This is a genomic window from Pantoea sp. USHLN256, assembly GCF_037149875.1.
Taxonomy (GTDB): domain Bacteria; phylum Pseudomonadota; class Gammaproteobacteria; order Enterobacterales; family Enterobacteriaceae; genus Pantoea; species Pantoea nemavictus.
The window spans coordinates 210065-224664 of the sequence record NZ_JBBCQO010000004.1 but is presented as its reverse complement, the minus strand read 5'-3'; the positions used below and the strand labels follow the sequence as shown (position 1 = coordinate 224664).

Genomic DNA, 14600 nt, shown 5'->3' with positions numbered 1-14600 from the left:
TTCAATAAGCGATGTGCAAGCGCCGTAAGAAAGGGCTTTTTTAACCCTGATTGCGCTGAATGACAGCGTATTTATCTTTCGTTTGCACTCTGATTAACGATCACTTAACGTGTCACGCAATTTCGGCAAGTCTAACGGGAGTATCCCATCGTGCTTTACGTCATTTATGCGGAAGATACCGCTGATTCACTGGAAAAACGCAATTCGGTACGTCCCGCACATCTTGCTCGTTTAAAGCTGTTGCAAGATGAAGGTCGACTGATTGCTGCGGGCCCGCTGCCAGCGGTTGACAGTAACGATCCTGGCCCGGCGGGTTTCACCGGTTCGGTGATCATTGCCGAATTCTCGTCACTGGAAGTGGCGGAATCATGGGCCAAGGATGATCCTTATATTGCCGCAGGTGTGTATGAGAAAGTCGCGGTTAAGCCGTTCAAGCGCGTCTTCTGATCTATGTGGCAGTCCGTTTTACTGCTGGTGCTTGCTTTAGCACTCATCGGCAGAGCACTTGTTGTATGGCGCCGGCATAGCTGGCGCCACGCTCGGCAGCAAATTGTCATGATGATTGTGCTGGCGGCAGCGGTACAGATGGTCAACGTCCTGCTGGTGCTACGCGCCGGCGCTTGATGGCCGCGCAGGTTAATCACACCATTTGTGAGATAAACAGGATGGAGCGGCGATGCTGCTGCGCCACCTGATGACGAATAGTATGGATGCGTTTATAACGACGCGATTGCCCTTCCAGCCAACGAGAACGACGACGGTGTACCTGACGTAACATTCTCCAGCGCGCCACTTCATTTTTGCTGCGTCTCATCACACCCTCTCAGACCGGCTAAACTCGGCAGGCATTATAAAGATCTGTTAGCAAATGCCAAATCGAAAGCTTCATCGAAACGTCATTCACGATTAAAGGTTTCACTACCTGTGATCAGCACGTAAACTTTGCACAACAAAGCGCGAACAGGACGTCCACTTAATGACCACATTTTATACCCTTATCAGTTGGTTGCTGCTGTTTGGTTACTGGCTGCTGATTGCGGGTGTCACGCTACGAATTCTGATGAAACGTCGTGCGGTCACCTCAGCAATGGCCTGGTTGCTGATCATCTACATACTGCCGCTGGTGGGTATAATCGCGTATCTCTCATTTGGAGAGCTACATTTGGGCAAACGACGCGCCGAACGCGCGCGAACCATGTGGCCTTCCACCGCTAAATGGCTGAACGATCTTAAACAGTGCCGCCATATTTTCGCTACTGAACACAGTGATGTCGCGCGTTCGTTATTTGATTTGTGTCGTCATCGTCAGGGCATTGCGGGTGTTAAAGGTAATCAGCTACAGCTACTGACTAACGCCGACGACGTCATGCACGCATTAATTCGTGACATTCAACTGGCTCGCCACAATATTGAGATGGTGTTCTATATCTGGCATCCCGGTGGATTAGCCGATGAGGTTGCGGAATCGCTGATGGCAGCCTCGCGCCGTGGCGTGCATTGCCGCTTAATGCTGGACTCAGCAGGCAGCGTCACCTTCTTCCGCAGTCCGTGGGTCAACATGATGCGTAATGCCGGCATTGATGTGGTTGAAGCGCTACAGGTCAGCTTGCTGCGTGTGTTCCTGCGCCGCATGGATTTACGGCAGCACCGTAAAGTGGTGTTAATTGATAATTACATCGCCTACACCGGCAGTATGAACCTGGTCGATCCGCGCTTTTTCAAACAGGAAGCGGGCGTTGGCCAGTGGATTGACTTGATGGCACGCATGGAAGGTCCGGTCGCGACCACAATGGGCATTGTGTATGCCTGTGACTGGGAGATTGAAACCGGTAAACGCATTCTGCCGCCAGCACCAGATGGCAATGTGATGCCGTTCGAGCAGGAGAGCGGCCATACCATTCAGGTGATCGCATCCGGCCCCGGCTTCCCGGAAGATATGATTCATCAGGCATTGCTCACGGCGGTTTATTCGGCGCGTGAGCAATTGATCATGACGACGCCCTACTTTGTACCGAGTGATGACTTGCTGCATGCTATCTGTACCGCTGCCTTGCGCGGGGTGGAAGTTAGCATCATTGTGCCACGCCACAATGATTCGCTGCTGGTGGGCTGGGCAAGCCGTGCCTTCTTTACCGAACTGCTGGAAGCCGGCGTAAAAATCTATCAATTTGAAGATGGCTTGCTGCATACCAAGAGCGTGCTGGTTGATGGGCAACTGAGTTTGGTCGGCACCGTCAACCTGGATATGCGCAGCCTGTGGCTTAATTTTGAGATCACACTGGTGGTTGATGATGACGGCTTCGGCAGCGATCTCGCCACCGTACAGGATGATTATATCGCTCGCTCACGTTTGCTGGATGGTGCGCGCTGGGCGAAACGTGCCTGGTGGCAACGCATCGTTGAACGACTGTTTTACTTCTTTAGTCCTTTACTGTAAAACGAGCGAAAATATTACCGCCTCAAGGCAAGCAGGAATGACCATGGATTTAAATAATCGCCTTACTGAAGATGAAACGCTGGAGCAGGCTTACGATATTTTTCTTGAGCTGGCTGGCGACAACCTCGATCCCGCTGACATTATTCTCTTCAATTTGCAGTTTGAAGAGCGCGGTGGCGCAGAACTGTTCGATCCTGCAGAAGACTGGCAGGAACATGTCGATTTTGATCTTAACCCTGACTTCTTCGCTGAAGTGGTGATTGGATTAGGTGAAGCTGACGGCGAGCCGATTACCGATGTGTTTGCGCGTGTTCTGCTGTGCCGTGAAAAAGATCATAAACTCTGCCATATCCTTTGGCGCGAGTAAGCGACGACAGAGAGAAAAACGCCGGGCATTTGCCCGGCGTTTTGTTTTAGAGCGGATCGACTTTTAAGCACGATACCGCGTGGCGGAAGCTGCCTTCCAGCAGCGGTCGCGTTTTGGCGCACTCTGGTCCGGCAATCGGACAACGCGTACGGAACACGCATCCCGATGGCGGATTAATCGGCGACGGCAACTCCCCTTCCAGCAGCTGAATCTGCTTATTCTTCTCCAGATCCGGGTCGGGAATGGGCACGGCTGACATCAGCGCACGAGTATAGGGATGCTGCGGATTGTTATACACCGCATCGTAAGTACCCAGCTCAACCGCATGACCGAGATACATGACCAGCACGCGATCGGAGATGTGTTTCACCACCGCCAGGTCGTGCGCGATAAAGATCAACGACAGCCCCATTTCGCGCTGTAACTTCTGCAGCAGGTTAACCACCTGCGCCTGAATCGACACGTCCAGCGCTGATACCGGCTCATCACAGATGATTAACTTCGGTTCGAGAATCAGTGCACGCGCAATACCAATACGCTGACATTGACCGCCAGAGAACTCATGCGGATAACGGTTGATGAGGTTTGGCAGCAGCCCAACCTTCATCATCATGGTTTTCACCTTATCCTTCACGTCCTGGCGCGGCATCTTCGGATAATAGGTGCGCAGCGGTTCAGCGATGATATCGCCGATGGTCATACGCGGATTCAGCGACGCCAGCGGATCCTGGAAGATCATCTGGATGTCGCTGCGTGCCTGGCGCCACTCTTCCTGGCTTTGCCCCAGCAGATCGCGCCCTAACCAGGCTACACGTCCTTCAGTGGCTTTCACCAGCCCAATGATAGCGCGCGCCAGCGTCGATTTACCGCAGCCCGATTCACCGACGACACCGAGCGTTTCACCTTCGTACAGACGCAGGCTGACACCATCTACCGCTTTCAAGGTGTGCGGCGGTTGCCAGAACCACTGTTTGCCATCTTTAATCTCGAAATGCACTTTGAGATCGGCGATCTCCAGCAGAACTTTTTTCTCTTCAACTACGGTGCTCATACTAATTCCTCCACCGGCTTGAAGCAGGCACGCAGACGACCTTCAGCAAAAGGCTCCAGCGGCGGTGCCTTGGAACAGATATCCATGGCGTAGGCGCAACGAGGCTGGAACGGACAGCCTTGCGGTAAGCGCAGCAAATTTGGCGGGTTACCTGGAATGGTGGTCAGTGACTCACCTTCTTCGGCATCCAGACGCGGTACCGCGCTTAACAGCCCAATGGAATAAGGATGCGCAGGCTGATAGAACACATCGCGTGCGCGACCGTACTCCATGGTACGACCGGCGTACATCACCAGAACTTTGTCACAGATACCCGCAACCACGCCGAGATCGTGGGTAATCATCACAATTGCGGTGTTGAATTCACGCTTCAACTCATTTAACAACGTCATGATCTGCGCCTGCACGGTGACGTCGAGCGCCGTGGTGGGTTCATCGGCAATCAACAGTTTCGGGCGACACAGCAGCGCCATGGCGATCATCACACGCTGACGCATACCGCCGGAGAACTCGTGCGGGAACATCTTCATGCGCTTACGCGCTTCCGGCATTTTTACCGCATCCAACATACGCACCGATTCTTCAAAGGCCTGTGCGCTGTTCATCCCTTTGTGCAGCTTCAGCACTTCCATTAACTGCTCGCCGACACGCATGTATGGATTGAGCGAGGTCATCGGGTCCTGGAAAATCATCGCAATTTGCTCGGCACGCAGCTTGTTCAGCTTGCTCTCGGGCAGATTAAGGATCTCCGCGCCGTTGAACTTGGCTGAACCACCAATGCGACCATTTTTTGCCAGCAGGCCCATCAAGGCAAACGCGGTTTGTGATTTACCCGATCCGGACTCACCGACAATGCCCAGTGTTTCACCGGCATGCAGTGAAAAATTGAGGTCGTTCACAGCAGTGACATCACCGTCGTGGGTACTAAAGGTGACGCGCAGATCTTTCACATCAAGCAGCAGGTTACTGTTTCCCGCACGCGCAGCCATTGCTGGCTGAAATTCATGAATGGTCATCGGGAAACTCCTTAACGATCTTTCGGGTCGAGGGCATCACGCAGGCCATCGCCGATAAAGTTAAAACAGAACAGCGTGACCACCAGGAAACCTGCCGGGAACATCAGCAACCACGGCGACACCTCCATTGAGTTGGCGCCGTCGCTGAGCAGTGCGCCCCAGCTGCTGAGCGGTTCCTGCGTACCAAGGCCAAGGAAGCTGAGGAATGATTCGAACAGAATCATGCTCGGCACCAGCAACGAGGCATACACCACCACCACGCCCAGCACATTAGGCACGATGTGACGCAGCACGATATTGAAGGTGCTCACCCCGCCAACCTGCGCCGCTTCGATAAACTCTTTACGCTTCAGGCCTAATGTCTGACCGCGCACAATACGCGCCATATCCAGCCACGACACCATGCCAATCGCGACAAAGATCAACAGAATGTTGCGACCGAAAAAGGTTACCAGCAGGATGACGAAGAACATGAACGGGAAGGAGTTGAGGATCTCGAGGATACGCATCATGACTGAGTCAATTTTACCGCCCAGATAACCGGCTAATGAGCCATAGAGCGTGCCCACCAGTACCGCGATCAAGGCGGAAGCAATGCCGACCATCAGTGAGATACGGCCACCAATCGCGACGCGCACCAGCAGATCGCGTCCCGATGAGTCGGTACCAAACCAGTGGCCAGAAACGGTATCCGGCGCGGCAGACATCATCGCCCAGTCGGTATCGTCATATTTGAACTGCGACAACATCGGTGCAAACACCACGAACAGCGTGATCACCAGTAACACCAACAGACTGATGAACGCAGCACGGTTGTGAATAAAGCGGCGACGCGCATCCTGCCATAGGCTGCGCCCTTCGACTTCCAGTTTTTCACTGAAGGCATCCAGAGCTTCGCTGTTTTTCTTACTTAACATCATGGGCGAGCTCCACAATCAGTAACGGATTTTCGGATCGATCACGGCGTACAGCACATCAACGATCGCGTTAAACAGAATGGTCAGCACGCCAACCAGAATGGTCAGACTCATCACCAGCGAATAGTCACGGTTCAGTGCCCCGTTAACGAACAGCTGGCCAATGCCCGGCAAACCATAGATGGATTCAATGACCATAGAACCGGTGATGATGCCGACAAACGCAGGTCCCATATAGGAAAGAACCGGCAGCATGGCGGGCTTGAGCGCATGACGCAGTACGATACGACTCAACGGTAAACCCTTGGCGCGTGCCGTGCGGATAAAGTTTGAGTGCATGACTTCAATCATCGAGCCGCGGGTAATACGCGCAATACTAGCGATATAGGCCAGCGAGAGCGCGACCATCGGTAGCAGCATGTAGTTCCATTGGCCGCCGTTCCAGCCACCGCCGGGCAGCCAGCGTAAAGTGATCGCGAAGACCAGCACCAGTAAAGGTGCAACGACAAAGCTGGGGATCACCACGCCGGTCATCGCGACCCCCATCACGGCATAGTCCCACAAACTGTTTTGCTTTAAGGCAGCGATGACACCCGCCGTCACGCCCAGCATCACGGCAAGGAAGAATGCCGCCAGGCCGAGTTTGGCTGAAACCGGGAAGGCATGGCCTACCAGGTAGTTCACTGAATAATCTTTATATTTAAACGATGGACCAAAATCGCCATGTGCCAGCTGGACCAGATAGCTGAGATACTGTTTCCCAATCGGGTCATTGAGATGGTATTTCGCTTCGATATTGGCCATTACTTCAGGCGAAAGCACACGTTCGCCGGTAAATGGACTGCCGGGTGCCAGTCGCATCATAAAGAATGAGATGGTGATGAGGATAAACAGCGTCGGGATGGCTTCCAGGAGCCGACGCAGGATGAATTTTAACATTGCCGTACCTACCAGGCTGTTGCTTCACAAAGTAAAAAGGCGGTGACGCAGCACCGCCACTATCGATAGCCTGAGTGCTATTAATGTTTAATGATATACAGATTTTTATCGACGGTTTTATCCAGCGGATCGTTACCGGTATAACCACCCACGTAAGGTTTCACCAGACGTGCGTTAACGTAGTAGTAAACTGGCACAATGGTGCTGTCTTTATCCAGAATCTGCTCAGCTTTCTGGTAATCCGCTACGCGCGCTTTATCGTCGGCAGCTTTAACTGCATCGTGGATAACTTTATCGAAGTCAGCGCTCTTATAGTGCGAGGTGTTACTGCTGCTATCAGACAACATGATATTCAGGAACGATGTAGGTTCGTTGTAATCCGCACACCATGCTGCACGAGACACATCAAAGTTGCCCTGATGACGCGTATCCAGGAAGGTTTTCCACTCCTGGTTCTCTAGCTTGATGTTCACACCGATATTTTTCTTCCAGATGGAAGACGCCGCGATCGCCAGTTTCTTATGCAGATCGGAGGTGTTGTAGAGCAGGTTAAAGGTCAGCGGTTTATCAGCGGTATAACCCGCTTCGGCCAGCAGCTTTTTCGCCTCTTCGTTACGCTTGTTCTGATCCCACTTGAACCAATCCGGCGGCAGCAGTTCCATACCATCGGTAGCCGGCGGCGTGAAGCTGTAAGCCGGTTGCTGGCCCTGTGCCAGAACCTTATTCACCATGATGTCGCGATCAAGACCCAGTTTCAGTGCGGTACGTACGCGTGGATCGGTGAACGGCGCTTTTTGGTTGTTGATTTCGTAGTAATAGGTGCACAGGTACGGCTTCACCATCAACTCTTTACCGTTGTCACGCTGCAGTTTTTTAAACAGCTCGATTGGCATGTTGTTGTAGGTAATATCGCTGCCATTTTCAGAGAAGTAACGGTTAACGTCGCTGACTTCAGAGTTAATTGGCAGGAAGTTGACTTTGTTCAGTACGGTATGTTCGTTATCCCAATACTGCGTGTTACGCACCAGCACAACGCGTTCGTTGATGACGTGTGATTCAAGTTTGAAAGCGCCGTTGCCCACCCAGTTCGGCGGCTGGGTCCACTGGTCGCCAAATTTAACGATTGCTGGTTTGTAGACCGGCGACATAACGGAGTTGATCAGCAGCTTATAGAAGTACGGTACCGGCTCGCTCAGCGTCACTTCCAGCGTGTGATCGTCGATGGCTTTTACACCCAGCTCGGACGTCGGTTTTTTACCGGCGATGATGTCATCGACATTCACAATGTGACCATATTGCGGATAGCTGGCATAAGGCGATGCGGTTTTCGGATCGACCAGACGTTGCCAGCTGTAAACGAAATCTTGTGCCGTAACCGGCTCGCCGTTGGACCATTTGGCATTCTTACGCAGGTGGAAAGTCCAGACTTTGAAATCTTTGTTTTCCCAGCTTTCCGCCACGCCCGGTACCGGTTTACCATCGCTGTCGCTGGTGATCAGACCTTCATACAGATCACGCGCGATGTTATCTTCTGGCACACCTTCAATCTTATGTGGATCAAGCGACTGTACTTCATCGCCGTTACCGCGAACCAATTCCTGTTTTGCTGCCAATTCAACGCCTGCTGGCACTGTTGCTGCCAGCGCGGCATTCCCTGCCAGCGCGCCGATTGCTGCCAATACGCCTGCAGCAATCAGGCTTTTTTTCGTGATGTTGTTCATTATTACGCTCCAGTTTTATTATCTTCACCAGGTCGATTAAACGCCCGGCGTACCCCGTTTCCAGGTGAACTCCGCCTGTCTGTACGAAGACCCTAATCACCCTTCAGGGTTTACCACGGTAAAGTGCCGCCCGACTGTAGCGCCGGATCGCCACATTACTCAATGTTTCTTTATGTAATAGTATTTCAACGCCAGCATGTCCTGCGGATCCTTACCGGTGAATCCACCCACCCAAGGTTTCACCAGCCGCACGCTTACGCGGTAGTAGACCGGCACTATCGGCGAGTCTTTATCCAGTTGAGCTTCAGCCTGTTGATAAAGCGAGGCGCGTTTAGCTTCATCCGTAGTAGAGAGCGTTTGCTTCATGAGTTGGTCAAAAGCAGAGCTTTGGTAAAATGCGGTATTAATCGATGAGCCGCTCAGCAACATGTTGAGGAAAGTTGAGGGCTCGTTGTAATCCGCGCACCAGGTGGCACGAACCACGTCGTATTGCGCCTGATGTCGCGTTTCCAGCAACGTTTTCCACTCCTGGTTCTGCAACGTCACCACCGCGCCAAGGTTTTTCTGCCACATAGATGCCGCCGCAATCGCCTGCCTTTTATTCTGTTCTGAGGTGTTATACAGCAGCGTGAATCGCAGTGGATGTTGCGCGTTGAAACCGGCTTCAGCTAACAATTGTTTGGCGGCGGCATTGCGTGCTGTCTGGGTTTGTTGCGCCCAGGCGGGAGGAGAAAGTGTAATGCCTTGGGTAAATGGCGGCGTCAAACCATAGGCAGGAATCTGCCCTTGTCCCATGATCTTTTTGGCAATAATGTCGCGGTCGAGCGTTAATTTTAATGCGGTGCGCACCCGCGCATCATTGAACGGTGCTTTTTTATTATTGATTTCGTAATAGAAGGTACACAGCAGCGGGCTGATTTTGACTTCATCCCCAAGATCCTGCTGTAATTTATTAAACATTTCAGGCGGCACCGCGCTATTAGTCATATCAGTGCCGCCGCTGCGATAGCGGTTAATATCACTGTTTTCCGAAGAGATCGGTAAAAACACCCCTTCTTCAATCACTGTGTGGGCATTATCCCAATAGAATGGGTTGCGCTTAACCGTGATTTTTTCATTCACTACCCATTCATTCAGCGTAAAAGCGCCATTGCCAATATAATGCTGCGGTTGCGTCCACTGCTCGCCCCATTGCTCAATCGCCGGACGATAGACCGGTTTCATCGCGCTGTGAGCCAGCATGGCAACAAAATAGGGAACGGGTTCGGATAACGTTACTTGCAGATGATGATCGTCTAAGGCTTTAACGCCAAGATCAATGGGAGCCGCTTTGCCCGATAAAATGGCATCAATATTCGCGACATGAGCCGCCTGCAAATAGCTGGCATAAGGTGAGGCTGTTTTTGCATCAGCCAGACGCTGCCAGCTATAAACGAAATCTTGTGCTGTAACGGGCTGGCCGTTACTCCAACGCGCATCGTCACGCAGCGTAAAAGTCCAGATGCGCCCTTCATTACTTTGCCATTGCTTAGCCACACCCGGCACGAGTTGACCGTTATTATCGGTTTCAACCAACCCTTCCAGCAGATTACGCATCACATTGGACTCAGGCACACCTTCCGCTTTTTGTGGGTCCAGCGTTGCAACTTCGCTACCGTTATTGATCACTATTCGTTGTGAATCTGATAACTGCGTACCCGCTGGTACCTGTGCTGCCTGACTTTGTACCAAAACTCCCGTTAGGCACAACGCAATAAGTGAACGTGCGGCCGTTTGCGCTACCATGCATTTCATCAACAAATATCAACCTTAATCATAAGCCCGATAGCCTTTAAGCAAAAAGCGTACACATTTGTCGCTATCAGATAAAAAATTTGTGATGTGCCGAAAATTATCAGAACTGATGCCCGCACGCCAAAGCTAAACTGCAAAAATGTTAGCAGATTCTCTTTTATCACGTTCAGTAGGTAAGGAGAAGTGTTAATTTTCAAACCAAAAAATCATGCAACCTATTGATTGAAAATCATTAAATGATTTTAATGCTGCAAGTTTATTCATTATTATCTTTAGCTTATAGTTTTTACCCATTTAACTGCGAAATGAACAAAAACACGCATAAATTGCCTTTAATTAAGTAATTCGCTTTTCATGAATTCTAATTCAACGTGATTATTCAGAGCATTAAACTGTGACAATAATCACAATAAGATGTGAGTTTTGAGATGCGCAGAGGGATGTAAGTAGTAAAAGTGATGTTATACGGAATGAGTTAAGAAACATGAATAAAATTACCAAAATGGTGCAATGAAATGTCAGAGCGCACCATTTTGGTTCAATCGCCATTTAAAATCTGAAAATAACCTGATTAATTGAGTAATCCGGGGAAGATCGATTTCATGCCGGTGACAATAAATTCAATTCCCAACGCCATCAGTAATAATCCCATGATTCGGGTAATGACGTTAATCCCAGTTTGACCCAGTACGCGTACCATTAAGGGTGCTGCACGAAACAGCAGCCAGCAGCAGAAGGCGAAAATCGCAATCGCAATAGTGAAGCCAATTAAGTTCTGCCAACTGTGATAACGCGTGCTCCAAACGATCGTTGAGCTAATGGCACCTGGGCCTGCCATTAAGGGCAAGGCAAGTGGCACCACGCCAATGCTTTCGCGAATGGCGCTTTCTGACTTCTCCTGCTTATTCTGTTTATCTTCGCCCAGTTTTCCGCTAATCATCGACATCGCGATGGTAACAACCAAAATACCGCCTGCGATGCGGAAAGAATCAATCGAGATGCCAAATAGATGCAGGATGCCATCCCCGAGAAACAGTGACGTCCAGAGAATAATGGCCACGGCAAGGTTGGCCGTGAGATTGGTTTTATTGCGCTCTGCTACAGCCTGATAGCTGGTCATGCTGATAAAGACCGGGATGATGCCTACCGGATTCACCAGGGCAAACAAGCCGACAAAAAATTTAATGTAGCCGGAAAGGTCGAGTAGCACGGGGTTCAAAGGAAGCTCCGGTAAGGTGTGAGAAGAAAATCGCGCTTAATGTAGAGCAAAAGCCGGGCAGAAAACCAGTGCCAGGAGCAGAAATTTATGCTGCTTTTTTCGCTATATATCAGTTTATTCAACTACGGTTAATGTCAGGTTATGTGGATGAAGCTTACGGATTCAGAATGTGTGGCACATCGCGCTAACTTTACTTGCGAAAGTTCGTGCTGAAAGGTGTCAGCTTGGGTCTGGATTGATCTATATCAAAATTCACCTACCCCATCAGGGGTAATCTTACCGCATCGAAAGCATTTCCTGATTTACAAGCATCTTGACCAGGAAACCCTTTTAGTAAGCAAAGGCAAATTGTCGCCAACCTGACCAATAGTTAAGCATCGCGAGACTATACTTCTGGATTCAGGCTTGTTTACTAAAAGAGTTTAACTTCCTTCAGGAGAGCACTATGGCCGTTACTAATGTTGCCGAACTTAATGCACTGGTTGAGCGTGTAAAAAAGGCACAGCGTGAGTACGCTAATTTTAGTCAGGAACAAGTTGATGCAATTTTCCGCGCTGCAGCCCTCGCCGCTGCAGATGCACGAATCCCGCTGGCCAAACTGGCCGTCGCTGAATCTGGCATGGGTATTGTTGAAGATAAAGTCATCAAAAACCACTTTGCATCTGAATACATTTACAACGCCTATAAAGATGAGAAAACCTGCGGCATTCTCGCCACTGATGATACCTTCGGCACAATTACCATTGCTGAACCGATTGGCTTGATCTGCGGCATAGTGCCAACCACCAACCCGACCTCAACCGCCATTTTTAAAGCGTTGATCAGCCTTAAAACCCGCAACGGTATTATCTTCTCCCCGCATCCACGTGCAAAAGACGCGACCAATAAAGCCGCAGACATCGTGCTACAAGCGGCGATTGCAGCAGGCGCGCCAAAGGATATTATCGGCTGGATCGATGCGCCTTCGGTTGAGCTTTCGAATCAATTAATGCATCACCCGGATATTAACTTAATCCTTGCAACCGGTGGTCCGGGCATGGTTAAAGCGGCTTACAGCTCAGGTAAACCTGCAATTGGTGTGGGGGCAGGTAATACGCCTGTCGTTATTGATGAAACGGCCGACATCAAGCGTGCTGTCGCTTCTATCCTGATGTCAAAAACCTTCGATAACGGCGTCATTTGTGCATCTGAACAGTCCGTCATTGTGGTTGATTCCGCTTACGACGCCGTGCGTGAACGTTTTGCAAGCCACGGCGGCTACCTATTGCAAGGTAAAGAGCTGAAAGCGATTCAGGACATCATCCTGAAAAATGGTGCCCTGAACGCTGCAATAGTTGGACAGCCTGCGGCGAAGATTGCCGAATTGGCAGGCATTAGCGTTCCGGCTAATACCAAAATTCTGATTGGTGAAGTGAAGCTGGTTGATGAATCTGAGCCATTTGCCCATGAAAAACTGTCACCGACATTAGCGATGTATCGCGCGAAGGATTACTACGACGCTGTCGATAAAGCAGAAAAACTGGTGACCATGGGCGGTATCGGCCATACATCCTGTCTGTATACCGATCAGGATAACCAGATTGAACGCGTGCACTATTTCGGCGACAAAATGAAGACCGCACGTATTCTGATCAACACACCGGCCTCACAAGGCGGTATCGGAGACCTGTACAACTTTAAACTGGCTCCGTCACTGACGCTCGGCTGTGGTTCATGGGGTGGTAACTCCATTTCTGAAAACGTGGGACCAAAACATCTCATTAACAAGAAAACCGTGGCCAAGCGAGCTGAGAATATGTTGTGGCATAAACTTCCAAAGTCTATCTACTTCCGTCGCGGTTCACTGCCAATTGCCCTTGAAGAAGTCGCAACTGATGGTGCTAAACGCGCCTTTATCGTCACCGACCGTTTCCTGTTTAATAATGGCTATGCCGATCAAGTCACCCGTGTACTGAAGTCACATGGCATCGAAACAGAAGTTTTCTTTGAAGTAGAAGCAGATCCAACGCTCAGTATCGTTCGTAAAGGTGCTGAGCAAATGAACAGCTTTAAACCGGACGTAATTATTGCGCTTGGCGGTGGTTCACCGATGGATGCAGCAAAAATCATGTGGGTGATGTACGAACATCCAGAAACCCATTTCGAAGAGCTGGCGCTGCGCTTTATGGACATCCGTAAACGTATCTATAAGTTCCCGAAAATGGGTGTCAAAGCACGCATGATTGCTATTACCACCACGTCTGGTACCGGTTCTGAAGTAACGCCGTTTGCCGTGGTAACCGATGATGCTACTGGTCAAAAATATCCATTGGCGGACTATGCCCTCACCCCGGATATGGCGATTGTTGATGCCAACCTGGTCATGGACATGCCGCGCTCACTTTGCGCCTTCGGCGGTCTGGATGCAGTTACGCACTCGCTTGAAGCTTACGTGTCGGTATTAGCGAATGAATATTCTGACGGCCAGGCGCTGCAAGCGCTGAAACTGCTGAAAGAAAATCTGCCCGCCAGCTATCGCGATGGCGCTAAAAATCCTGTGGCACGTGAACGTGTACATAATGCGGCAACTATCGCGGGTATCGCATTCGCTAACGCCTTCTTAGGTGTATGTCACTCAATGGCGCACAAACTGGGTTCTGAGTTCCATATCCCACACGGACTGGCTAATGCCCTGCTGATTTCAAACGTAATTCGTTATAACGCGAATGACAATCCAACTAAGCAGACAGCATTCAGTCAGTACGATCGCCCACAAGCGCGCCGTCGTTATGCTGAAATTGCCGATCATCTGGGACTTTCAGCGGCTGGAGATCGTACCGCGCAGAAAATTGAGAAACTGCTGGCCTGGATTGAAGAGATGAAAACCCAATTGGGCATTCCAACTTCTATCCGCGAAGCCGGTGTACAGGAAGCTGATTTCCTCGCGAAAGTCGATAAACTTGCTGAAGACGCATTTGATGATCAATGTACTGGCGCTAACCCACGTTATCCGCTGATTGCTGAACTTAAACAAATCATGCTGGATACTTTCTACGGACGTGAGTTTTCAGAATCTTATAGCGATAGAGTTGAAGAGACTAAACTAGAAGTTAAGATCGAGAAAAAAGCGAAGAAAGTTTAAATTGTTTTAACTAAAAAA

At 50.3% G+C, this 14600-nt stretch carries 12 protein-coding genes; 4 read left to right on the top strand and 8 right to left on the bottom strand.

Features of this window, described 5'->3' with window-relative positions; translation table 11 throughout:
• Positions 1-150: 150 nt before the first annotated feature.
• Positions 151-447, top strand: coding sequence for a YciI family protein (locus WFL93_RS12795; RefSeq protein ID WP_007892393.1), 297 nt, complete (start codon positions 151-153; stop codon positions 445-447).
• A gap of 193 nt (positions 448-640) precedes the next feature.
• Here WFL93_RS12795 and WFL93_RS12790 read toward each other — a convergent pair whose 3' ends face one another.
• Positions 641-814, bottom strand: a complete 174-nt coding sequence (locus tag WFL93_RS12790) for a YciY family protein (RefSeq protein WP_007892390.1) — start codon at positions 812-814, stop codon at positions 641-643.
• Between the two features lie 162 nt (positions 815-976).
• Here WFL93_RS12790 and cls point away from each other — a divergent pair, with 162 nt between their 5' ends.
• Entirely contained in the window at positions 977-2437 is a 1461-nt protein-coding gene (cls, locus tag WFL93_RS12785; protein ID WP_007892388.1) for a cardiolipin synthase, read from the top strand.
• A gap of 37 nt (positions 2438-2474) precedes the next feature.
• Positions 2475-2804 (top strand): HI1450 family dsDNA-mimic protein, encoded by a 330-nt coding sequence (locus WFL93_RS12780; protein WP_196761379.1) that lies wholly within the window; start codon positions 2475-2477, stop codon positions 2802-2804.
• Between the two features lie 46 nt (positions 2805-2850).
• Here WFL93_RS12780 and oppF read toward each other — a convergent pair whose 3' ends face one another.
• From oppF to WFL93_RS12745, 7 genes are all read right to left on the bottom strand, one after another.
• Positions 2851-3855 carry a murein tripeptide/oligopeptide ABC transporter ATP binding protein OppF gene (gene oppF, locus WFL93_RS12775; protein WP_007892384.1) on the bottom strand — a complete coding sequence of 335 codons (1005 nt, stop codon included), beginning with the start codon at positions 3853-3855 and terminating at the stop codon, positions 2851-2853.
• A complete protein-coding gene (locus WFL93_RS12770) occupies positions 3852-4871 on the bottom strand; it encodes an ABC transporter ATP-binding protein (protein ID WP_007892382.1) in 1020 nt (339 codons plus the stop codon). Before WFL93_RS12770 ends, oppF begins: the two co-directional genes overlap by 4 nt.
• Positions 4872-4882: 11 nt before the next feature.
• Positions 4883-5791 carry an oligopeptide ABC transporter permease OppC gene (gene oppC, locus WFL93_RS12765; RefSeq protein WP_007892380.1) on the bottom strand — a complete coding sequence of 303 codons (909 nt, stop codon included), beginning with the start codon at positions 5789-5791 and terminating at the stop codon, positions 4883-4885.
• Positions 5792-5806: 15 nt separating this feature from the next.
• Positions 5807-6727 carry an oligopeptide ABC transporter permease OppB gene (gene oppB / locus WFL93_RS12760; RefSeq protein WP_336778284.1) on the bottom strand — a complete coding sequence of 307 codons (921 nt, stop codon included), beginning with the start codon at positions 6725-6727 and terminating at the stop codon, positions 5807-5809.
• Between the two features lie 80 nt (positions 6728-6807).
• Positions 6808-8448 (bottom strand): oligopeptide ABC transporter substrate-binding protein OppA, encoded by a 1641-nt coding sequence (gene oppA, locus WFL93_RS12755; protein ID WP_336778283.1) that lies wholly within the window; start codon positions 8446-8448, stop codon positions 6808-6810.
• A 159-nt stretch (positions 8449-8607) separates the two neighbouring features.
• Positions 8608-10242, bottom strand: coding sequence for an ABC transporter substrate-binding protein (locus WFL93_RS12750; protein ID WP_336778282.1), 1635 nt, complete (start codon positions 10240-10242; stop codon positions 8608-8610).
• 571 nt (positions 10243-10813) lie between these two features.
• Entirely contained in the window at positions 10814-11461 is a 648-nt protein-coding gene (locus WFL93_RS12745) for a YchE family NAAT transporter (RefSeq protein ID WP_007892371.1), read from the bottom strand.
• 445 nt (positions 11462-11906) lie between these two features.
• Here WFL93_RS12745 and adhE point away from each other — a divergent pair, with 445 nt between their 5' ends.
• Entirely contained in the window at positions 11907-14582 is a 2676-nt protein-coding gene (adhE, locus tag WFL93_RS12740; protein ID WP_007892370.1) for a bifunctional acetaldehyde-CoA/alcohol dehydrogenase, read from the top strand.
• Positions 14583-14600: the final 18 nt, after the last annotated feature.

Bases quoted from the DNA above. Each gene is read 5' to 3' on its own strand.
- oppA (WP_336778283.1), bottom strand. From the start codon at position 8,448: ATGAACAACATCACGAAAAAAAGCCTGATTGCTGCAGGCGTATTGGCA.
- oppC (WP_007892380.1), bottom strand. From the start codon at position 5,791: ATGATGTTAAGTAAGAAAAACAGCGAAGCTCTGGATGCCTTCAGTGAA.
- WFL93_RS12770 (WP_007892382.1), bottom strand. From the start codon at position 4,871: ATGACCATTCATGAATTTCAGCCAGCAATGGCTGCGCGTGCGGGAAAC.
- oppF (WP_007892384.1), bottom strand. From the start codon at position 3,855: ATGAGCACCGTAGTTGAAGAGAAAAAAGTTCTGCTGGAGATCGCCGAT.
- oppB (WP_336778284.1), bottom strand. From the start codon at position 6,727: ATGTTAAAATTCATCCTGCGTCGGCTCCTGGAAGCCATCCCGACGCTG.
- WFL93_RS12780 (WP_196761379.1), top strand. From the start codon at position 2,475: ATGACCATGGATTTAAATAATCGCCTTACTGAAGATGAAACGCTGGAG.
- cls (WP_007892388.1), top strand. From the start codon at position 977: ATGACCACATTTTATACCCTTATCAGTTGGTTGCTGCTGTTTGGTTAC.
- WFL93_RS12790 (WP_007892390.1), bottom strand. From the start codon at position 814: ATGAGACGCAGCAAAAATGAAGTGGCGCGCTGGAGAATGTTACGTCAG.
- adhE (WP_007892370.1), top strand. From the start codon at position 11,907: ATGGCCGTTACTAATGTTGCCGAACTTAATGCACTGGTTGAGCGTGTA.
- WFL93_RS12750 (WP_336778282.1), bottom strand. From the start codon at position 10,242: ATGAAATGCATGGTAGCGCAAACGGCCGCACGTTCACTTATTGCGTTG.